Origin of the sequence: Streptomyces lacaronensis (assembly GCF_047337785.1) — a bacterium.
In the GTDB taxonomy this organism is placed as follows: domain Bacteria; phylum Actinomycetota; class Actinomycetes; order Streptomycetales; family Streptomycetaceae; genus Streptomyces; species Streptomyces lycopersici.
The window spans coordinates 8,404,669-8,425,129 of the sequence record NZ_JBLHDK010000003.1; the positions used below are offsets into that span (position 1 = coordinate 8,404,669).

The window sequence follows — 20,461 nt, forward strand, 5'->3', positions numbered from 1 at the left end:
CCCCCAGCGGTGATCGCGGATTCGTCGACCACTGTCAACGCTATACCCCCTAGGGGTATTCCTCAATGCGCCGGGCGCGTTCTCAGGTCACCCCGGCGCGCAGTTCCTTCAGCCGGGCCACATCCGCCGCATGCCCCTCCGTACCGCCCGGTGTCTCGATCACCAGCGGCACCCCCTCGGTCGCGGGGTGGGTGAACAGCTCGCGGAACGGCTCCGCCCCGATGTGCCCGGCGCCGATGTTCGCGTGCCGGTCCTTGTGGGCGCCGACCACGTCCTTGGAGTCATTGGCGTGGATCAGCCTGAGCCGCCCCTCACCGGCGACGGCCACCAGCTCGTCCAGCGTCTGCTTCACACCGCCCGGGGCGGCGAGGTCATGGCCGGCCGCGAACACATGGCAGGTGTCCAGGCAGACACCGAGGCGTGGGTGCCGGTCCAGCGCCTCGAAGTACGGCCCCAGATCCTCCACCAGCGCGCACAGCGAGGTGCCCTGCCCGGCGGTCGGCTCCAGCAGCAACCAGGGGTCGTCGTCCCGGGTCAGCTCGTCCAGCAGCGGCAGCACCCGCTCCCGTACCTGCGCGATCGCGGTGGCACGCGGGCGTCCCCCGGTCGCCGAGCCGGTGTGGACGACCACACCGAGTGCGCCGATCTCCCGGCCGCGCCGGAGCGAATGGCGCAGGGACGCGACGGAGCGCTCGGCCGTGGCCTCGGTGTGCGAGCCAAAGTTGATCAAGTAGGGGGCGTGGACGTACACCGGTATCGACCGCTCGGCGCAGCCGACGCGGAACGCCTCGTCCTGGGCGGGCGTACCGGCGGGTGTGGCCCAGCCGCGCGGATTGGCGACGAAGACCTGGACGGTCTCGGCGCCGATGTCGGCGGCGTGCGCCAGACCGACAGTGGCCAGGCCGCCGGCTACCCGGATATGGCCACCGATGGGGTTGCGGATGGTATGCGTACTCACGCCATCAAGGGTCCCAGGCGCGAAGGGCCCCCGTTGCCGCCCCTCGGTGAGGTCAAGGCCCCCGGGCCGGGAGCCGCTGTCGGTGGGCGCCCCTACTGTGACGTACATGACTCTGCTGAGCTTTGACCGTCGCTGCTCCGAGATCGTCGCCCAGACCCAGCTGCTGCGGGGCTCGGTCGAGGGCGCGGATCTGACCCGTCCCGTGCCCACCTGCCCCGGCTGGAGCGTCGGGCAGCTGCTGCGCCATCTCGGCGGGACCCATCGGTGGGCCGAGGAACTGGTGCGCACCCGGGCCACGGAAGCGCTGCCCGATGAGCACTTCCGTGATCTGTCGCCGTACGCGGAGGAGGACCCCGCCGAGCTCGCCCCCTGGCTGGTCGAGGGCGCCCAGATGCTGGCCGACACGCTGCGCGAGGCGGGGCCCGAGGCGCGGCTGTGGACCCCGGTGCCGGACTTCGGGCAGGTCGCCGGTGGGCGCGCGGACTTCTACGCCCGCCGCTTCACCCATGAGACCGCGATTCACCGGGCCGACGCGGTCCTCGCCCTCGGCGCGGAGTACACCCTCGACCAGGAGGTGGCACTGGACGGGTTCGACGAGTGGCTGGCGCTCGGCTCGCTGCCGATGCACTTCGAGGTCCACCCCTGGATGCGCGAGCTGCTCGGTCCCGGCCGCACCCTGCACTTCCACGCGACCGACACCGCGCCGGAGGTGGCGGCGGAGTGGGTGGTCGACCTCACCGGCGACACGATCATCTGGCGGCGGGCGCATGAGAAGGCCGCGGTCGCGGTGCGCGGGCCGCTGACCGACCTGCTGCTGATCATCTACAAGCGGCGCCCGGCCCGCGGTGCGGGCGTGGAGATCCTGGGCGATGAGAAGCTGCTGGACTTCTGGCTGGAGCGGGTCAGCTTCGGATGAGCCGCCGGACGGATGGCGTTGGCCGTCCGGCCGCCGCCATCCGTCCCCGAGCCCTCAGAACACGCCGCCCTTGGTCCTGATGGTGATCGTGCTGCCCTTGGGCGCCTCGTCGCCGCCCTCCACCGACTGGTCCTGCACCTTGTCCCCGGGGAACAGCAGCGCCTTCTCGACGTCCACCTCGAACCCGGCGTCCTCCAGCTCCGCCTTGGCGTCGTCCACGTTCATCCCCGTGACGTCCGGCACCTCGACCATCTGCACGCCCTTGGAGATGGTCAGCGTCACCGTGTCGCCCTTGGCGGCCTTGTCGTCCGTCGACGGGGACTGCTCGGCGACCGAGCCCTTGTCCTCCTCCGAGAACACCTGCCGCTCGGCGATCTTCACCTTGAAGCCCTCGTCCTCCAGCGTGGACCGGGCCTCGTCGACCGAATCGCCCACCACATCCGGGATGTCGACCGGTTGGCCCCTGCTGACCACGATCGACACCGGCGTCTCGGGGCGGCGCACGGAGTCGGGCCCCGGGCTGGTCGAGAGGACCGACCCCTGGGCCGTCTCACTGCTGAAGCGGCCGGTGACCTTGCCGACCGTCAGCCCCTGGTCCGCGATCTTCCGCCTGGCCTCGGCGAGCGGCATGCCCACCACATTGGGCACCTCGGCCCGTGGGCGCCCCTGGGAGACCCGGATGGTCACGGTGCCGGTGTCGCGGACGCGCTCGCCCGGACCGGGCTTGGAGCCGATGACCTTCCCCTTGGGGATGACATCGCTGAACTCGTTGACGACCTTCACGTCGAGACCCGCGGCGTGCAGCTTCTTCTCGGCCTCCGCCTGGGTCTTCCGCAGCACCGGCGGGACCTCGGTGAACTGGCCGGCGCTGATGTACCAGATCCCGACGCCGAGGGCGATCGCCAGCAGCACCGCGGCGGCGATCGTCACGATCCCGCGGCGCGGCAACCGGCCCCGGCCGCCGCGGCCGCCCCCGCGGTGCCCCTGTTGCCGGGGCGGTTCCGGGGGCAGCTCCAGACGGCTGGTGTGGTTGAGCTGGTCCTGGTCCTGGACGGCCGCCGCCGGGCGCGGAATCACCGCCGTACGGTTCTCGGACCCGGCCGAGTTGTCCTCCTTGGCCTGCGGCGGCACCGCGTCCAGCTGGTCGTCGGTCAGCGCGGCCCGCACCGCGCGGGTCGTGCTCAGCAGCGCGACGGCGTCGGCGGGGCGCGCGTCGACGGCGCGCGCGGTGGCCGAGGCCACCAGCGCGTCCAGCTCCGGGGCGACCCCGGGCGCGAGGGCGGAGGGCGGCGGGACGTCCTCGTTCAGATGCTGGTAGAGCACCTGCGCCGGGGTGCTGCCGCCGTGCGGCTTGGCGCCGGTCAGCATCTCGTACAGCACCACACCGCAGGCGTAGACATCGGCGCGGGTGTCGGCCGTGCCGTGCTCGATCTGCTCGGGCGCGAGATACGAGACGGTGCCGAGGACACTGCCGGTGGAGGCGCTGGTGTTGGTGTCCACCGCCCGGACCAGTCCGAAGTCGGCGACCTTGACCCGGCCGTCGTCCCCGATCAGCACGTTCTCGGGCTTCATGTCGCGGTGGACGAAACCGGCGCGGTGGGCCGCGCCGAGCGCGGCCAGCACCGGCTCCAGGATGTCCAGCGCGGCGCGCGGACGCAGTGCCCCGCGCCCGCGGAGCACATCGCGCAGGGTGCAGCCCGAGACGTACTCCATGGCCAGATAGACATGGCTGCCGTCGGTCCCCTGGTCGTAGACGGCGACCACGTTGGCGTGCGCGAGTCTCGCGACGGACTTCGCCTCCCGGATGAAGCGCTCGACGAAGGCGGCGTCGGAGGCGAGGCCCTGATGCATCACCTTCAGCGCGAGCACACGGTCCAGCCGGGTGTCGACGGCCCGGTAGACCGTCGCCATCCCGCCAACGGCGATGCGCGCCTCGATGCGGTAGCGGCCGTCGAGCTCCTGCCCGACGAGGGGGTCCTGGAGGGTCGTATCCACGGAGGAAGTCTACGAGGCGCCGATATCGGCCAGGACCGCCCGCCTCAGGTGGGGCGGGCACTGCAGCGGAACGGTGACATCGGCGGGTCAGTTGTGCGACGCGGCGGCGATCGCGGCCAGCTCCTCCAGCGCGGAGGTCCAGGACAGCGTGGCGTACTCGGCGTGCTTCGCCTTGGCGTCGTCGGGGACGGCCAGGGCGCGGATACCGCTCTCCGCGAACCGCAGCCGGGTGCCCCGCCCCTCGGGCGAGAGCGCGAACTCCACGAGGGTGGCTTCGCCGGGGTCCGAGGGGGCGTGATCGGGCTCCAGGGCCAGCCGGAAGCGGAAGAGGGCATCCGGAACCGCCCGCTCGACCATGCCGTGGAACTCTCCGTGCTCGTCCCAGCGGAACCGGAGCCGCCCGCCGGGGTGCGGATCGATCTCGCAGCCGCCGGGGGCATACCAGGCGCGGATGTACTCGGGCGTGGTCAGCACCCGCCACACCCGGTCGATCGGCGCCGGTACGTACACCTCGCGCTCGATCCGGTCGTCCACGGTCACGGTCACGGCGACCACCTCCGGGCTGTGGGCTGCTCCCTCCCTCCACGGTAGGCCCCCGAGGGGCCCGGACACCGGCTGGCGAAGGCCAGGAGCCCTGGCCGAACGTGCGGGACCTGGCCGAACGCCCAGGGCGTAGCCGAACGCCCAGGGCCCAAGCAGGTCAGAGGAAGTCCGCTACGGTTCGGGCAGCGCCCCGAAGGGGCGCGGGGCTGTGTCGATATGCGGCTCCGCCGCGTGGGCGCGACCAGCCACGACGGCGCCGCAGTCGGCCGACGACGCATCCCGGCACGTCCAGCGGAGCGCTTAGCCGAAGGCCGGGCGCTCGGGGTCCAGGGCGGCCAGGCCCTCGGCCGGGCTCGACGCCTCGGCGAAGTGGCGGCGCGGGATCCGGCCCGCCCGGTGGGCCAGTCGCCCCGCCTCCACGGCGTGCCGCATCGCCCCCGCCATCAGCTCCGGCTCCCGGGCCCGGGTGACGGCCGAGGCGAGCATCACCGCCGCACACCCCAGCTCCATGGCCAGCGCGGCGTCCGACGCCGTGCCCGCGCCCGCGTCGAGGATCACCGGCACGGTGGCGCGTTCGGTGATCAGCTGGAAGTTGTGCGGGTTGCGGATACCGAGCCCGGAGCCGATCGGGGAGCCGAGCGGCATGATCGCGGCGCAGCCGACGTCCTCCAGCTTCCGGGCCAGGATCGGATCGTCATTGGTGTACGGCAGGACCGTGAACCCGTCGTCCACCAGGATCTCGGCCGCGTCCAGCAGCTCGATCGGATCGGGGAGCAGGGTGCGCTCGTCGGCGACCACCTCCAGCTTGACCCAGTCCGTGCCCAGGGCCTCCCGGGCGAGGCGGGCGGTGAGCACGGCCTCACCGGCGGTGAAACACCCGGCGGTGTTGGGCAGCGGGCGGATCCCGTGCCGGTCGAGCACGGAGAGCACCGACCCCTGCACCGTGGGGTCGAGCCGCCGCATCGCGACGGTCGTCAGCTCGGTGCCGGAGGCCAGCAGCGAACGCTCCAGGATGTCCAGACTGGGCGCGCCGCCCGTGCCCATGATCAGCCGGGAGCCGAAGTCGGTCCCGGCGATGGTCAGCGGATCGGGCGTGGCGAGCGTCGCGCGGTCGGCGGCGCCGTGGGCCGTCGTGGCGTCGGGGGCGTCGGGGGCGGTGGTGACGGCTGTGGTGGCCGGGGCGGCCGGGGCCGCCGGTGTGGTCGGGGTGGTCGCGGTGGTCGTGGTGGTCGTGGTGGTCTTGGTGGGAGCCATGGTGGGGATCAGCCTCCTTGGACCGCGGTGAGGACCTCGACGCGATCGCCGTCGCCGAGCGAGGTCGCGGACCACTGGGTGCGCGGGACAACCGTCTCGTTGACGGCGGCGGCGACACCCGAGGGCGCCTGGGTGAGGGTCGCGACGAGCCGGTCGAGCGTGGTGCCCTCGGGCACCTCGCGAGGCTCGCCGTTGACGGAGACGGTCATGTGTGCTGCTCCTGTGCTGGGGAGTGCGCGGCGCCGGGGGCACCGGGAGAGGAAGTCGCCGAGGGGGCCGCGAAGCGCCGCGGGCTGAACGGCCGGGCCTCCGGGGGGAGTTCTCCGCTGGTGAGGGCCTCGGCCATGACATCGCCGGTGATCGGGGTGAGAAGCACACCGTTGCGGAAGTGACCGCTGGCCAGCAACAGCCCCGGCAGCGCGGTCGGGCCGAGCATCGGGGCGTTGTCGGGGGAGCCGGGGCGCAGCCCGGCGGACGTCTCCACCAGCGGCAGTTCGGTGATGCCGGGCACCACCTCATGGGCGTCCCGCAGCAGTTCGTACACCCCGCCCGCGGTGACCGTGGTGTCCCAGCCCAGCTCCTCGCTGGTCGCGCCGATGACCAACTCGCCGTTCTCTCGCGGCACCAGGTACACCGGCGCGCCGCGCACCACGGCCCGTACGGTCCGGGAGAGGAACGGCGCGTACCGCTCGGGCACCGACAGCCGCACCACCTGTCCCTTGACGGGCCGTACGGGCGGCAGGACGTCCTCGGGAACGCCCGCGAGCCGTCCGCTGAGGCTTCCGGCGGCCAGTACGGTCCGCTCGGCGGCCAGGCGCGTACCCCCGGTCAGCTCGACCCCGGTGGCGCGGTCGCCGTCCAGCAGCAGCCGCTCCGCGCGGTCGCGGTGGAAGGCGACCCCGGCCCGCTCGCACGCGGTGAGCAGCGCCGCCGTCAGCCGCCGCGGATCCACCTGGTGGTCACCGGCGACACGCAGCCCGCCGTGTACGCCCGGCGCGAGCATCGGCTCCAGACGGCGGCATTCACGCCCCGTCAGCCACTCGGACTCCAGCCCGAGCCCCTGCTGGAAGGTGTGGAGCTCGCGCAGATGGGCGCGGTCGTCGGCGTCGAACGCGACGGCGAGCGTGCCGCACGCGCGGTGGCCCACGTCCTGGCCGCCGGCCTCCTCGAGCTCGGCCACGAAGTCCGGATAGCGGCGTGCGGAGGCCATGTTGAGGCCGAGCAGGGTCTGCTCGCCGTAGTGCAGCTCGGTGACGGCCGCCAGCATCCCGGCCGCGACCCAGGCGGCTCCACCGCCGGGCGCGGGGTCGACGAGCGCGGTGCGCAGCCCGCGCTGGGCCGCCCGCCAGGCCGTGACCAGCCCGATGATGCCGCCGCCGATGACGAGGGCGTCGTAGCGTCCGCCGGTTGGCGGCCCGCCTGATGTTTGAGGTCCGTCGTCGTGACCGTGACCGTGACCTGGTGCGTGCGTGGACACGGTGCCCCTCCCTTCGCCGGCATGACCCGGATCAGGTTCGTACGGTCGGAGGCCGTCCCAGCCTCCCTCTCAGCCCGGTCCGCCCGGGCTCCCGCGAGTGCTCTGTCCCGCCACCCTAGTACGTGCCCCGAATCGCCCGAAAGAGCGGCCGTACACCAGGAAACCCAGCTCCTCACCCAGCCCCTCCGACGGGTGAGGAGCGGGGTCGGGGAGCCCCGCACTCCCAGCCCCTCCGACGGGTGAGGAGCGGGGTCGGGGGCGGCCCCGCACTCCCAGCCCCTCCGGCGTTTGAGGAGCGGGGTCGGGGGCGGAGCCCCGGCAGGGGGCGAGGGGGCGGAGCCCCTTCGTTTCGGGAAGGGGCGGGGTGGGGGCTCACCGCCGGAGGCGCCCACAACCCGCACCCCTGGTCCGGCCCCCGTCCGCCCCCACCCCGCTTTGTGTCCGACCTCTCGTAAGCCGCTCTCCAGTCCGCCCCACCAGCCGCAATACAGTGATCGTGTGAGCGATGAGACGACGACGAAGCCGTCCTCGAACGGCGCCGGACAGCGCGTGGTGATCGTCGGCGCGGGCATGGCGGGGGTGCAAACCGCCGTCGCGCTGCGCGAACACGGCTGGACCGGGGAGATCGTCCTGCTGGGCGCGGAGCCCCACCAGCCCTACGACCGGCCCCCGCTGTCCAAGGCCGTACTGCTCGGAAAGGCCGAGGGCTCGACGCTCGACGTGGACTTCGCCGGGCTCGGCATCGGGCTGCGGCTCGGCGTCGAGGTCACCGGCCTGCGCCCGGACAAGCGGCTCGTCGAGACCGCGACCGGCCAGCTCCTGTACGACGTCCTGGTGATCGCCACAGGCGCCGAGCCGATCCCGCTGCCGGGCAGCGAAGGAGAGCCCGGCGTCCATCTGCTGCGCACGCTGGACGACGCCGAGCGGCTGCGCCCGGTGCTCGCCCGGCAGCGCGAGATCGCGGTCGTGGGGGCGGGCTGGATCGGCGCGGAGTTCGCCACCGCGGCGCGCGAGGCGGGCTGCGCCGTGACCGTGGTCGAGGCCGCGGACCGGCCGCTGGCGGGCGCGCTCCCGGCCGAGGTCGCGGCCCCCATGGCGGCCTGGTACGAGGACTACGGCGCCCGGCTGGTCACGGGCGCCCGAGTGGCCTCCGTCGACGAGAGCGGGCTGCTGCTCGGCGACGGCACCCGGCTGCGCGCCGGCGCGGTGGTCGTCGGGATCGGGGCCCGGCCCGCCACGGACTGGCTCGCGGGCTCGGGCGTGGAGCTGGCCGAGGACCGGTCCGTCGTCGCCGACGACCGGCTGCGCACCTCCGCGCCGGACGTCTACGCGGTCGGCGACTGCGCCTCCTTCCCGTCCGCCCGCTACGGAACGCGGCTGCTGGTGCACCACTGGGACAACGCGCTCCAGGGCCCGCGCACCGTCGCGGCCAATGTGGTGGGGAGCCGGACGGCCGCTCACTTCCCCGGTGTGGTGTACGACCCGGTGCCGTACTTCTGGTCCGAGCAGTTCGGGCGCTTCGTGCAGTACGCCGGGCACCACTCGGAGGCCGACGAGCTGGTCTGGCGCGGCGATCCGGCCGGTGCCGCCTGGTCGGTGTGCTGGCTGCGCGAGGGCGCCCTGGTCGCCCTGCTGGCCGTCGGCCGTCCGCGCGATCTGGCCCAGGGGCGCAAGCTGATCGAGCGTGGCGCCCGGCTGGACCGGACGCGGGCCGAGGACCCCTCGGTGCCGCTGAAGTCGGCCATCCGCTGACCGGCGGGCCGACCGCCGATCGGCCGTCGGCCGGGGCGCCCGGGGGCGGGGCGGGCGGCCCGCTCGGCGGACGCCCGGCTACCCACTGTCAGTCCCAGATGGCAGGCTTGTTCCGTGACCGAGATTGACGCAAAGATCGATGCTCTCGTCCCCGCCTGGCTCACCCTCCCCGACGTCGCCGAACGACTGGGGGTCGAGGTGACACGCGTCCGGCAGCTGGTCAAGGAGGGCCAGCTGATCGCCGTGCGCCGTGGCGAGAACAGGGTCCTTCAGGTGCCCGAGGAGTTCATCGGTGACGGAAAGGTCGTCAAGGGCCTCGTGGGGACCTTGACGCTTCTGAAGGACGACGGCTTCAGCGACGAAGAGATGCTGGAGTGGCTCTTCACCCCTGACCCAAGCCTGCCCGGCACCCCGGCACGGGCCCTGAGCGAGAATCGCGGTACGGAAGTGAAGCGGCGCGCTCAGGCCCTCGCCGTCTGACGCCGTCTGACACCGTCACCCTGATCGCAACCTGATCGGACCCTGATCGCATCTGGCGTACGGGCCGGGCTCCGCTCACGGCCCGTACGCCGCCCGACCCTCCGGGGGGCCCATGTCCACCACCGCCACCGCCACCGCCACCGCCACCGCTCGCGAGCAGCTGGCCGACGCCCGCCTCTATCTGTGCACCGACGCCCGGAAGCGCCAGGGTGATCTGCCGGAGTTCCTGGACGCCGTCCTGGAGGCGGGGGTGGACATCGTCCAGCTCCGGGACAAGGAGATGGAGGCGGCCGAGGAGCTGGAGCACCTCCAGGTCTTCGCGGACGCCTGCCGCCGGCACGGCAAGCTGCTGGCCGTCAACGACCGGGCCGACATCGCGGATGCCATCGGCTCGGATGTGCTCCATCTGGGTCAGGGCGACCTCCCGGTGCCCGCGGCGCGCGCGATCCTCGGCGAGGGCGTACTGATCGGGCGCTCCACCCACGCGGAGGCGGAGGTGGACGCGGCGGCCGTCCAGCCCGGTGTGGACTATTTCTGCACCGGCCCCTGCTGGCCCACCCCCACGAAGCCGGGCCGCCCCGCACCGGGGCTTTCCCTGGTGCGTTACGCCGCCGCGCTGGGCACGGAGCGGCCATGGTTCGCTATCGGCGGAATCGACGCCTCCAACCTGGACCAGGTCCTGGAGGCGGGGGCCCGCCGTATCGTCGTGGTCCGGGCCATCACGGCCGCCGACGACCCGGCGGGGGCGACGGCCGAGCTGGCGAAGCGGGTCCGCGCGACGGCCTGACCGGGTCCGGCCCGACTGGGTCCGGCCCGACTGGGTCCGGCCTGACCGGGTCCGGGTTGACCGGGATGGATCCGGTCCGACCGGGATGGGGCCCGGCCCGAACCGGCGTGGGGCCCGCCCCGCGGCCCGGTCCTGCTCTTCACCCGGGCTTCACCCACCTTTCATCCGGCCCGGCCCGTCCGCCGGTCGAAGGCGTACGGAACTGTCCGCACTGCGGACAGGAAGCTGGCAAAACCCCCATATCTCCGAGGTCGGGTGGGCGTAGCCGGGCCGGGTCGATAGCCTGCGCATATGGCCCTAGGCACCGCTTCCACCAGGACCGATCGCGCCCGGACCGTGCGTGATCTGCTCGCGTCGGGCGAGCAGTCGTATTCCTTCGAATTCTTCGCCCCCAAAACGGCGAAGGGCGAGCAGACGCTGTGGAACGCCATCCGCAGGCTGGAAGCCGTCTCGCCCACCTTCGTCTCCGTGACCTACGGAGCCGGCGGTTCCTCCCGCGAGGGCACCGTGCGTGTCACCGAGCGCATCGCGACGGACACCACGCTCACCCCCGTCGCCCATCTGACCGCGGTCAATCACTCCCGGGCCGAGCTGCGCAACATCATCGGGCAGTACGCCGGCGCCGGGATCCGGAACATGCTGGCCCTGCGCGGCGACCCGCCGGGCGATCCCATGGGGGAGTGGATCCAGCACCCCGACGGTCTCACCTACGCCGCCGATCTGGTCCAGCTGATCAAGGAGTCCGGCGACTTCTGTGTCGGCGTGGCCGCGTTCCCCGAGATGCACCCGCGCTCGACGGACTGGGACACCGACATCCGTCACTTCATCGACAAGTGCCGCGCGGGCGCCGACTTCGCCATCACGCAGATGTTCTTCTACCCCGAGGACTATCTGCGGCTGCGCGACCGGGTCGCCGCAGCGGGCTGTACGACACCGATCATCCCTGAGATCATGCCGGTCACGAACGTCAAGCAGATCGAGCGGTTCGCGCAGCTCAGCAATGCGGCGTTCCCGCCCGAACTGGCCGAGCGGATCCTGGCGGTGAAGGACGACCCGGCGGCTGTACGCTCGGTAGGGATCGACTACGCCACGGAGCTGTGCGCGCGGTTGATGGCCGAGGAGATCCCCGGGCTGCACTTCATTACCCTGAACCACTCCACGGCGACGCTGGAAATCTACGAGAATCTGGGACTGCATCAGCGGTCCTGATGACGGCAGCCGACGGGCGGCCGCATTGAGAGGGGCGGGCATGGGCTGGACGGTCCTCTACATCGCTTTCGGCGTCGTCGCGCTATGGCTGCTGGGAGAGGTCCTCCTGCAGTACAAGGCGCGGCTCCGCTGGCGGCTGCTGGCCTTCGTCGGCTTCCTGGGCGTGGTCCTCGGTGTGCTGATTCCGTCGGTTCCGGTGATCGGTGCGGGCGCGATCGCCTTCGCCGTCGGCCAGACGTATGTGACCCTCTCCTTCCGGCGCGGTTTCGCCGCGGGCTGGGCGCTGAGCGGCGGGCTGCCGGGGCTGCTCGGGCGCGAGGGGAGGAGCGTCCGGCCGGACGACGCGGACAAGGAGCCGATCCTCGAGGTCTCCGACCTGGAGGCGGTCCCGGCGGCGCCGCCGGAGCCGCCCGCGTACCAGCCGCAGCCGATGCCCGACGACACCGGCGAGTACGGCGTCTACGACGAGCCGTCCCCCTTCACCCCGGCCTCGGGCGCGTACAGCGAGGCGACGGCGGACGGCTACAGCGCGTACGAGACGTACGGCGGCTACGGCGCGCAGCAGGACCACAGCCAGGGGCAGGGCCACAACTACGGCCAGGACGTCTACGCGGACCAGATGGGCCAGGCCGGGCAGTACGGCTATGGGAACGAGGCGTACGCGGCCTACGGCCAGGACCCGTACGGCGGCGCCCAGCCCCAGGCCCAGCCCTACGACCAGCAGACTTACGACCAGCAGGCGTACGGCCAGCAGCAGTACGCCGACCAGTACGCGGCCTACGGCCAGCAGGATCCGTACGGCGGGACCTACGGCGGCGGCGACCACTGGGCGGCCGAGGCCGGCTACGCCCCGACGGACCCGGCGTACGACGTGATGCAGTCCGGCGGGCTCTGGGTGCCGCAGCAGCGCGAGGGCGACGCCGCGCCCCCTGCGGACCAGCAGGCGTATCCGTACCAGCAGCAGGGCCAGGACCAGGGCTACCCCCAGGGCTTCGACGAGCAGTACCGCTACTGAGCTCCGCCGACAGGTGGGTGCCGCTCCCGGGAGCGGCACCCACCTGCGCGTTTCCAGGGCCCGCACCGCGGGTTTCCCGGGCCCGCGCTACGGCTGGGACGCGCCGCCCGGGCCGCGCTACTGGGAGCCGCGCCAGTCCCCGCCCTCGACGATCAGCCCGGCCACCAGCGCGCCCGACATCCCCGCGTGGGCGAGCCCGCCGCCCGGATGGGCCCAGCCGCCCGCCAGATACAGACCCGGTATCCGGGTGGCATTGGCGGGCCGCAGAAACGCGCCGTCCGCCCCGGCGAGCACCGGGCCCGGAACACCACCGCCCCGGGCGCCCGTCTCCGCCTCGGTGTCGGCGGGGGTGCGGACCTCATGCCACAGCAGCCGCCCCCGCAGATCCGGTATCGCGGCCTCGGCGGCCGTGATCAGCCGCTGGGCGTCCTGCTCCGCCGCCGCGCCGTCCGCCCAGTCCACCGGGCCGTGCGGGGCGACGACGGCGGTAAGGGTGACGGCCTCGTGCTCCGCGTCCGGGCGCGCGGTGGGGTCGTCCGGACGCAGCACGGTCACCGTGGGGCGGGGGCAGGGCTCGCGGAGCCCCTGGCCGTCGCCGAAGACGGCGGCCAACTCCGCGTCGCGGTCCGGGGCGTGGACCACGGTGCGGTGCGCGGTGTCCTCGGGGCGGGCGCCGCGCAGCGCCAGAAAGACGGTCAGCCGCCCCGGGGTGCCGCCGCCCGCGCCGGGCTCCGGCCGCACGTCCCCCTCCCGCCAGGGCTGCTGCCCGCCGAGCAGTGGGGGCAGCAGCGCGGGGTCGATGCCCGAGACCACCGCGTCGGCCTCCGCGACGCTGCCGTCGGCCAGCTCCACACCCGCCGCACGGCCGTCCTTCTCCACGATGCCGGTGACCTCGGCATCGAAGTGGAATTCCACCTTCCGCTGACGGCAGCGCTCGTGGAGGGCATCGGCGAGCACCCGCATCCCCCCGCGCACATACCAGGTGCCGAACGTCTGCTCGACGTAGGGCAGCACGGTGGCCGCGGCGGGGGCTGAGCGCGGGTCCAGGCCGTGCGCCAGCGCATGGCTCTCCAGGAGGGCCACGGCGCGCGGATCCCCCAGCTCACGGCGGGCCACCTCGGCGAGCGTGGGCGGCCCGGCGGTGCCGCCCCGGCGGAACAGGCCGCCGAGCCGGCCGCGCCGCACGGGGGCGGCCGGATAGGGGTCGCGGCCCAGAACCCGCCAGTCGGCGCGCAGCGGCTCCTCCAGGAGCGGTCTGCGGGTGGCGTCCCACACCCCGCGCGCCCGGTTGACCAGATCGCTCCAGCGCTCGCCCGCGCCCGCGCCGAAGGCGCCGTCCAGCGCCCGGAGCACCCCGGCGCGCGAGGCGTTGGGCAGCCGGACGTCCGTGCCGTCGGCGAAGAGGTGCCGGCTCGCCGGGTCGACCTGGACGAGCTCCACGCTCTGCTCCAGGGTCTGCTTGCCGGTCTTCACGAACAGATCCCGGTGGACGGCGGGCAGATGCAGCAGCCCCGGGCCCGTGTCGAAGCGGAAGCCGTCCCGCTCGAAGCGGCCGACCCCGCCGCCATGGGTGCGCCCGCGCTCGTACACCACCACCCGGTGGCCCGCCACGGCCAGCCGGGCGGCCGCCGCCATGGCGCCCATCCCGGAGCCGATCACCACAATCCGTGCCATGACCGCGACTTTATCCGCCCCCACCGACAGCCGGGTCACCGTGCCTGGGGACGAACGCGCAGAGCTGAGTACGCGTACTCAGCCGGGGAGATGAGTAGCCGCGCGGATGGGCCGCCACCTGCGCGGACGAGAGAGTGGAGCACACGGAAGGGCACGCGCCGCACCGCCGGCACGGGGCGGCGGAACGGCGCGGGCCCGGACGAAAGGTGGGAGTCACCGGGAGTCTCCGGACCAGGAGTCTCCAACGGGGGAAGTTCGGGGGAGTTACGGGGGGAGGCGCTGTTCCGGTCAGGTCGATGAAGGTCGATCTGCCGGAACAGCGCCTTCTGCTTTCACCCCGAGGCCACGGTCCCGCCGACGCGGCCCTGCAGCAGCCGTGACAGCGCCGCGTGCACATCCTCCAGCGACCGCTCCGGCTGATAGGACTGCCAGTCCAGCGCGGCCACCAGCACCATCCCGAACAGCGCCGAGGCCGTCAGCGGGATGTCGATGTCCTCGCTGAGCTCATGCGTGGCCACCCCGGCCCGCAGCTCGGCCTCGATCACCGCTATGGCCCGCTGCCGGACCATCATCAAGGTGGACTGCCAGGCGCGGTTGGTGCGCCACAGCTCGGCCACGTACAGCTGGGTCAGCGACGGATAGCGGGAGATGAAGTCCAGCCCGGCCCGGACCATGGCGTCCAGCGCGTCCACATGGCTGCCGCCGCGCTCGGCGTTCTCGTCGGCGGCGGTCTGGAGCGAGGCGGTCAGCAGCTCGATGCCGTGCCGCAGCAGCTCCTCGAAGAGCACGGTCTTGCTGGCGAAGTTGTAGTAGACCGTGCCCTTGGCCACCCCGGCCCGCTCGGCGATCTCGTCCACGGTGGTGGAGGAGAAGCCCTGTTCGGCGATGAGGGTGACCGCTGCCTCGAAGAGTTTCTGCCGGGTGGCCTGGCGGCGCGTGCTGCTGCTGTCCATGGCGCCGATTCTGCCCGCTGTCGATGTTATCCCGCTCACAGGCTCAGCTCCGGGTGCAGCCGGTCCACCGTCCACACCTGCCGGCGCCGCGCCGACCACGCGGTGAGCGCCAGGGCGGCCGCGGTGAATCCGAGGAGCACTCCGCAGGCCAGCCACACCGGTCCGAGTCCGCCGCCGGTGATCAGCCGGCGCAACCCGTCCACCACGTAGGTCATCGGCAGGAAGGGGTGGATGGCGTTGAAGAAGCGCGGACTGGTCTGCACCGGATAGGTGCCGCCCGCCGAGGTCAGCTGGAGCATCAGCAGGGCCAGTACCAGGATCCGGCCGGCCGGTCCGAAGCGGGCGTTCAGCCACTGCACGATCGCCGCGAAACAGGCCGTCACCAGCATCAGGAAGCCGAGCGTGCCCGCGGCCCGCACCATCTCGAGGCCGATCGCCCAGTGCAACACCGCCATCAGGGCCGCCGTCTGGAGCACACCGATCGCGGCGACCGGGAGCCAGCCCGCGAACGCGATCCGCCAGGAGGATGCGCCCGCCGCCAGCGCGCGCCCGTTGAGCGGCTGGATCAGCATGTAGGCCACCATCGCGCCGACCCACAGGGAGAGCGGGATGAAGTACGGGGCGAAGCCCGTGCCGTAGTTGGGCGCCTTGTGCAGCGCCTGGTTGACCAGCCGCACCGGATCCGACATCACCTGCGTACGGGCGTCCCGGTCCTGCTTGCCGTAGTCGGGGATCTTGGCCGCGCCGTCGTGCAGACCGCCGGAGAGCTTCCCGGAGCCGTCCACGAGCCGGTACATCCCGCCGCCCAGGGCGTCCGCGCCGCCGCGCGCCTTACCGACGCCACTGTCGAGGTCGGAGGCGCCGGTCTTGGCGGTGCCCAGCCCGGTGTGCAGGGTTCCGGCGCCCTTGGCGACCTTCCGCGCCCCGGAGTTGAGAGTGTTGACCTTCCGTACGGCGGAGTCGAGGTCGGTGTCCAGGTGCGGGGCGTTGTGCGCGAGCCAGAGCGCCTGGTCGTGCAGATCGTCCAGATGGCCGCCGAGGGTGTCGAGTTGGCCGGTGTGGTCCTTGACCAGCTTGTTGACGTCCTCGGCCACATCGGCGGCGGTGTCGGCCGCCGCCACCGACTTCTTCAGCGCGGGGCAGTCCGGGTCGGTGGGCACCGCGCCCTCGCAGCGGGTCCGGTAGTCGGCGGCGAGGTCGTCGGACGCCTTACGGGCCTTGGTGGCCGCCGTGGAGGTCTTCTCGGGCAGGGTGTCGAGGTTGTCGGACGCCTTCTGGGAGGCGTCGGCGACCAGTTGGGAGATGTCCCCGATCTCCTTGCCGTGCTCCTTGAGGAACGGGCGGACCTTGGCCGCCACGCCGTTGACCTTGTCGGACAGGGACTGGGTGCCGTCGGCGACCCCGCCCGCGCCGGTCTCGAGCGTCCCGGAGCCCTTGTAGAGCGTGCCGAGCCCGGACTTCAGATCGCGACTGCCCTCCTTGGCCTTGGCCAGGCCCTTGGCGAGGTCGTCCGCGCCCTTCTTGGCCTTGCCGATGCCCTTACCGAGCTTGTCGGCGCTGTTGGCGGCCTTCTCCGTCTCGCCGTGGATGTCGGCGAAGGAGATGAAGATGTTGTCGTAGAAGCCGCGGGACGCCTTGGAGGAGGCCGCGGCGCGCACCTCGGAGAAGACCGAGCGGGAGATCTGGCCGACGATGTAGTTGTTGGCGTCGTTGGTGCGCACCTTGAGGGCGCCGGTCTCCGGGGACTTCCCGGAACTGGAGGCGATGTGCCGGCTGAAGTCCGGGGGAACGGTCAGCGAGAGGTAGTACGTGCCGTTCGCGACGCCCTTACGGGCCTCGGCGGCGCTCGTGGGGTGCCAGTCGAAGGTATCGCTGCCGAGCAGCTTGTCGGTGATGTCGTCGCCCGCGGTGAGGTGCTCGCCCTTCACGGTGGCGCCGGTGTCCGAGTTGACGAGGGCGACCGGGATCTTGTTCAGCTTGCCGTACGGATCCCAGAAGGACCACAGGTACAGCGCGCCGTAGAGCAGCGGCAGCAGGAGCAGGGCGGCGAGCGCCGCGCGCGGCAGCTTGCCCCTTCCGAACCGCTTCAGCTCAAGCGCGGCGAGTTTCGGCGAGCGCATCCGCCGACCCCTCCTCGTTCTCGTCGTGTGCGTGTTCGTCGGTGGCGGGCGCGTCGGCCTTCTGGTTCCGGCGGGCCCTCGCGCCGCTCTCGCCGTTCTCGGCGGCGCTGGTGCGCGCGGTGCGGACCACGACCGCGCCGCGCGGAGCCTGGCTGCACACCGCGAGGACCGTGGTGCCGTCCGCCGCGATCTCCCGCAGCAGCGCCCAGGCCCGCTCGCGATCGTCGTCCGAGAGCTTCAGGTCGGCGTCGTCGACGGCCAGCAGCCGCGGCCGGGCGATGAGCGCGAGCGCGATCGACAGCCGCAGTGCCTCCAGCCGCTCCAGGTCCCGTACGGCCGTACGCGGCCCCTTGGGCAGCGTGTCGAGGTCCAGCCCGGCGGCCGTAAGGGCGGCGTCGATCGCGGCCCGGGACGCGGCGGCCCGCTCCCGGCGCGGGCGCAGCAGCCCGCGCGGGGAGTCGGCGAACCGGCGCCGCAGCAGGGCCCGCTCGCGCAGATGCTCGGCGACCGTGAGCACCGGGTCGAGCTCGGTGACGCCCGGCACATGCGCGAGCGCGCTGATCCGGCGTATGCGCGCCATTTGTTGGGGCACTCGGAAGCCACCGACATGGCCGTATCCCTCGGTGGGGCGCATCCGGCCGGTGAGCGTGAGCAGCAGGGAGGTGCGGCCCGAGCCCGACGGGCCCTCGACGGCGATCAGCGCACCCGGGTCGGCGGCGACGTCGGCACCGCGGAACGCCCAGCCGTGCGACGCCCTGACGCCGAGCCCCTCGGCCGTCACCGCCGCCCCGGTCTCCGTTTCTGGGGTGCCCCCCACACAGATCACTTCCTTGCATTTTTGAACTGACTGGTCAGTGCAAAAACCAGTATGGGGCATGGCCGGACGAGGCGTGGCACCGGGGGCGTTCGCGCTGGTCAGGGCCGATTGTCAGTGGTGTGCCCCACGATGGCCCCATACGGCGGTCGCTTTACCACACGAGCGGCCACCACGCGACGACAGGAGGTTCGTCATGGCCAGTACCGCCGCAGCGCGCCGGCACCGTGCCGCCGCCCCTGCCCCCTCGTTGACCGGTCCCGCGAGCGATGTCCACCCCGTGCTGCGCCGCGCGTCCGCCCCGCCCGCCGCCGCGGCCCTGCTCACCCAGGCCCATGAGGGGCTGGAGGAGGCCGCCGCGCTCGAGACCCCCAACGAGCGCTTTGCGACCGCGCATCTGGCCGCCCTGCGCACGGCCGCCGCCGTGCTCGCCGTGCGCGGCCGCCCCGAGCCCACCGCACGCCGCCGCGCCCGGATCCGCAGCGCCTGGGAGGTGCTGCCCGAGGTCGCTCCCGAACTGACCGAGTGGAGCGCCCTGTTCGCCTCCGGCGCCGAGCGCCGGGCCCGCGCCGAGGCGGGGATACAGGGCGCCGCGAGCCCGCGGGACGCGGACGATCTGCTGCGCGCCACCGCGATGTTCCTGCGCCTGGTGGAGCGCATGCTGATGCTGCAGCCAGCCCTGCCCCACCAGAGGCCGGACGACGAGCCGGGCCCGCCGGGGGCCTGAGGGGCGGCCCGGTATCGGCGCGGGGGCGGTCCGATAGGGGCGTGGGCGGTCGGGTACCGCGCGTGGGCGGTCGGGTACCGAGGGGGCGGTCGGGGTCCGCTGGGGGCCGGTATCCGTGTGACGCCGGTCCGCTGGCCGCCTCGGCGTCGCCCGCCCCACGGAGGCAATAGGCTGGGAGCGCCGACGTTCAGCAAGCCGTCGTCACCGCCTCCGGGCAGTGGCGGCACCGCGCCGAGGAGCCACCCGCCGTGTCAGACCCGCAGCGCCCCCGTGCGTCCCTCCGTACCGCCGTGGTCTGGGAGGTCCTGAAAGACGCCCTGGAACGGCGGGCCAAGGCCACGGGCCGGGAGCCCGCCGGGGGCGAGGCCGTGCACGGCGCGCTGGACGTCCTGGACACCGGCGGCGGCAGCGGCAATTTCGCCGTCCCCGTGGCCCGCCTCGGTCACCGCGTCACCGTGGTCGACCCGAGTCCGAACGCGCTGTTCGCGCTGGAGCGGCGGGCCGCCGAGGCCGGGGTCGCCGACCGGGTGCGCGGGGTCCAGGGCGATGCCCACGGGCTGTTCGACGTGGTCGAGCGCGGCGGTTACGACGTGGTGCTCTGCCATGGCGTCCTGGAGTACGTGGACGATCCCGCCGAGGGCCTGCGGAACGCGGCGGCGGCCCTGCGCCCGGCCGGGACCCTCAGCGTGCTCGCCGCGGGCCTGGGCGGCGCCGTGCTGGCCCGCGCCCTGGCCGGTCACTTCACCGAGGCCCGGCAAGCGCTTACCGACCCCGAGGGCCGCTGGGGCTCCGGGGACCCGATGCCGCGCCGCTTCACCGAGGACCAGCTGTCCGGGCTGGTGCGCGCTGCCGGTCTGGAGATCGCCGCGGTGCACGGGGTGCGGGTCTTCGCCGATCTTGTCCCCGGAGTGCTCGTGGACACCGAGCCCGGGGCGCTGGACGCCCTGTTGCAGCTGGAGGAGGCCGCCGCCGAGCTGCCCGCCTTCCGCTCCGTCGCCACTCAGCTGCACGTTCTCGCCGAGCGGGACTAGAGCGCTCCTCCCGCCCCATCCGACGACGGGCGGCGCAGGTGGAGTCGGCCACAGCAGACCCGATCGGCCGCCTGGCGCCGTATGATCGGGGTACACCGTCCGGCATGGCCAATCGGCGGGAGGGGAATGGACGTCTCAGCGTCAACTTTCGCCACGCCCGAAGGGGTGGGCGAATTGGCGTTGAGGGGCGGGTTTCACGGGGGCGATTCCCTGCCTATCCTGAAAGGGTCGCACCCGGTCGCCCCCCGCGACCGACGAGTAGGAGGACTCCGTGCCGCTCTCGGAGCACGAGCAGCGCATGCTCGAGCAAATGGAGCGAGCGCTGTACGCCGAAGATCCCAAGTTCGCGACAGCGCTTGAGGGAAGCGGCCTGCGAACGTACACCCGGCGACGGGTCTACCAGGCGGTCGCGGGTTTTCTGGTGGGCATCGCACTCCTCATGGTCGGGGTGATCGTTCCCCAGATCTGGATCAGCGTGGTGGGCTTCCTGATCATGCTGGGATGCGCGGTGCTCGCGGTGACCGGTTGGCGCAAGGCCCCCAAACCCGGCGAGGCACAGCGTGGTGGCGGGGCGGCTCCCCGTCGTCAGGGCCGTCAGCGCCGCTCGATGATGACACGCATCGAGGAGCGGTGGCAGCGGCGTCGTGATGAGCAGGGCCACTGAGAATTCACGGATGAGCGGTTGAGGGGCGGTCGCCGACTGGCGACCGCCCCTCAGCCGTGCGGTGTGCTTCTTCGGGCCCCCGCGCCATGCGT

The 20,461-nt window shown here is 73.0% G+C and carries 19 protein-coding genes and 1 riboswitch; of the genes, 9 read left to right on the forward strand and 10 right to left on the reverse strand.

From position 1 onward, the window contains the following. Positions 1–82 precede the first annotated feature (82 nt). Complete coding sequence (locus ACMTAK_RS36130) at positions 83–958, reverse strand: deoxyribonuclease IV (protein WP_413810057.1); 876 nt, start codon at positions 956–958, stop codon at positions 83–85. A 106-nt stretch (positions 959–1,064) separates the two neighbouring features. Between ACMTAK_RS36130 and ACMTAK_RS36135 the strand changes: the two genes are divergently transcribed. Next, a complete protein-coding gene (locus ACMTAK_RS36135) occupies positions 1,065–1,874 on the forward strand; it encodes a maleylpyruvate isomerase family mycothiol-dependent enzyme (protein WP_413810058.1) in 810 nt (269 codons plus the stop codon). A gap of 54 nt (positions 1,875–1,928) precedes the next feature. On the opposite strand, the gene pknB is transcribed toward ACMTAK_RS36135, so the two are convergent. The 5 genes from pknB to thiO form a co-directional block, all read right to left on the reverse strand. Next, positions 1,929–3,869, reverse strand: coding sequence for a Stk1 family PASTA domain-containing Ser/Thr kinase (gene pknB / locus ACMTAK_RS36140; RefSeq protein ID WP_413810059.1), 1,941 nt, complete (start codon positions 3,867–3,869; stop codon positions 1,929–1,931). A gap of 87 nt (positions 3,870–3,956) precedes the next feature. Beyond that, on the reverse strand, positions 3,957–4,415 hold the full coding sequence (locus ACMTAK_RS36145; RefSeq protein ID WP_413810060.1) for an SRPBCC domain-containing protein: 459 nt from the start codon (positions 4,413–4,415) through the stop codon (positions 3,957–3,959). Positions 4,416–4,712: 297 nt separating this feature from the next. After that, positions 4,713–5,666: a thiazole synthase gene (locus ACMTAK_RS36150; RefSeq protein ID WP_413810061.1), complete on the reverse strand. Its 954-nt coding sequence runs from the start codon at positions 5,664–5,666 to the stop codon at positions 4,713–4,715. An 8-nt stretch (positions 5,667–5,674) separates the two neighbouring features. After that, the gene (gene thiS / locus ACMTAK_RS36155; RefSeq protein ID WP_020872049.1) at positions 5,675–5,875 is read right to left on the reverse strand and encodes a sulfur carrier protein ThiS; all 201 of its coding nucleotides are present in this window, start codon (positions 5,873–5,875) and stop codon (positions 5,675–5,677) included. Continuing rightward, positions 5,872–7,047, reverse strand: coding sequence for a glycine oxidase ThiO (thiO, locus tag ACMTAK_RS36160; protein WP_413813101.1), 1,176 nt, complete (start codon positions 7,045–7,047; stop codon positions 5,872–5,874). The genes thiS and thiO overlap by 4 nt, the downstream gene beginning before the upstream one ends. An 87-nt stretch (positions 7,048–7,134) precedes the next feature. Further along, positions 7,135–7,248, reverse strand: a riboswitch (TPP riboswitch). Positions 7,249–7,713: 465 nt separating this feature from the next. Here thiO and ACMTAK_RS36165 point away from each other — a divergent pair. The 5 genes from ACMTAK_RS36165 to ACMTAK_RS36185 all read left to right on the forward strand — a co-directional run bounded on the left by ACMTAK_RS36165 (position 7,714) and on the right by ACMTAK_RS36185 (position 12,386). Next, complete coding sequence (locus ACMTAK_RS36165) at positions 7,714–8,895, forward strand: NAD(P)/FAD-dependent oxidoreductase (protein WP_413813102.1); 1,182 nt, start codon at positions 7,714–7,716, stop codon at positions 8,893–8,895. 114 nt (positions 8,896–9,009) lie between these two features. Further along, positions 9,010–9,375 carry an Rv2175c family DNA-binding protein gene (locus ACMTAK_RS36170; protein ID WP_037949046.1) on the forward strand — a complete coding sequence of 122 codons (366 nt, stop codon included), beginning with the start codon at positions 9,010–9,012 and terminating at the stop codon, positions 9,373–9,375. 112 nt (positions 9,376–9,487) lie between these two features. After that, on the forward strand, positions 9,488–10,162 hold the full coding sequence (gene thiE / locus ACMTAK_RS36175) for a thiamine phosphate synthase (RefSeq protein ID WP_413810062.1): 675 nt from the start codon (positions 9,488–9,490) through the stop codon (positions 10,160–10,162). Positions 10,163–10,453: 291 nt separating this feature from the next. Beyond that, complete coding sequence (metF, locus tag ACMTAK_RS36180) at positions 10,454–11,371, forward strand: methylenetetrahydrofolate reductase [NAD(P)H] (RefSeq protein WP_413810063.1); 918 nt, start codon at positions 10,454–10,456, stop codon at positions 11,369–11,371. 40 nt (positions 11,372–11,411) lie between these two features. After that, positions 11,412–12,386 carry a hypothetical protein gene (locus tag ACMTAK_RS36185; RefSeq protein WP_413810064.1) on the forward strand — a complete coding sequence of 325 codons (975 nt, stop codon included), beginning with the start codon at positions 11,412–11,414 and terminating at the stop codon, positions 12,384–12,386. 117 nt (positions 12,387–12,503) lie between these two features. Here the strand turns inward: ACMTAK_RS36185 and ACMTAK_RS36190 are convergent, their stop codons facing one another. The 4 genes from ACMTAK_RS36190 to ACMTAK_RS36205 form a co-directional block, all read right to left on the reverse strand. Beyond that, a complete protein-coding gene (locus ACMTAK_RS36190) occupies positions 12,504–14,060 on the reverse strand; it encodes a phytoene desaturase family protein (RefSeq protein WP_413810065.1) in 1,557 nt (518 codons plus the stop codon). Positions 14,061–14,392: 332 nt separating this feature from the next. Then, positions 14,393–15,013 carry a TetR/AcrR family transcriptional regulator gene (locus tag ACMTAK_RS36195; protein WP_413810066.1) on the reverse strand — a complete coding sequence of 207 codons (621 nt, stop codon included), beginning with the start codon at positions 15,011–15,013 and terminating at the stop codon, positions 14,393–14,395. A gap of 35 nt (positions 15,014–15,048) precedes the next feature. Then, a complete protein-coding gene (locus tag ACMTAK_RS36200; protein WP_413810067.1) occupies positions 15,049–17,133 on the reverse strand; it encodes a YhgE/Pip family protein in 2,085 nt (694 codons plus the stop codon). Beyond that, entirely contained in the window at positions 17,105–17,950 is an 846-nt protein-coding gene (locus ACMTAK_RS36205; protein ID WP_413810068.1) for an ATP-binding cassette domain-containing protein, read from the reverse strand. The genes ACMTAK_RS36200 and ACMTAK_RS36205 overlap by 29 nt, the downstream gene beginning before the upstream one ends. 193 nt (positions 17,951–18,143) lie before the next feature. Between ACMTAK_RS36205 and ACMTAK_RS36210 the strand changes: the two genes are divergently transcribed. From ACMTAK_RS36210 to ACMTAK_RS36220, 3 genes are all read left to right on the forward strand, one after another. Continuing rightward, a complete protein-coding gene (locus ACMTAK_RS36210; protein ID WP_164431912.1) occupies positions 18,144–18,674 on the forward strand; it encodes an SAV_6107 family HEPN domain-containing protein in 531 nt (176 codons plus the stop codon). 248 nt (positions 18,675–18,922) lie between these two features. After that, complete coding sequence (locus tag ACMTAK_RS36215; protein WP_198277192.1) at positions 18,923–19,705, forward strand: methyltransferase; 783 nt, start codon at positions 18,923–18,925, stop codon at positions 19,703–19,705. Positions 19,706–19,976: 271 nt separating this feature from the next. Then, positions 19,977–20,369, forward strand: a complete 393-nt coding sequence (locus ACMTAK_RS36220) for a DUF3040 domain-containing protein (RefSeq protein ID WP_030831620.1) — start codon at positions 19,977–19,979, stop codon at positions 20,367–20,369. Positions 20,370–20,461 lie beyond the last annotated feature (92 nt).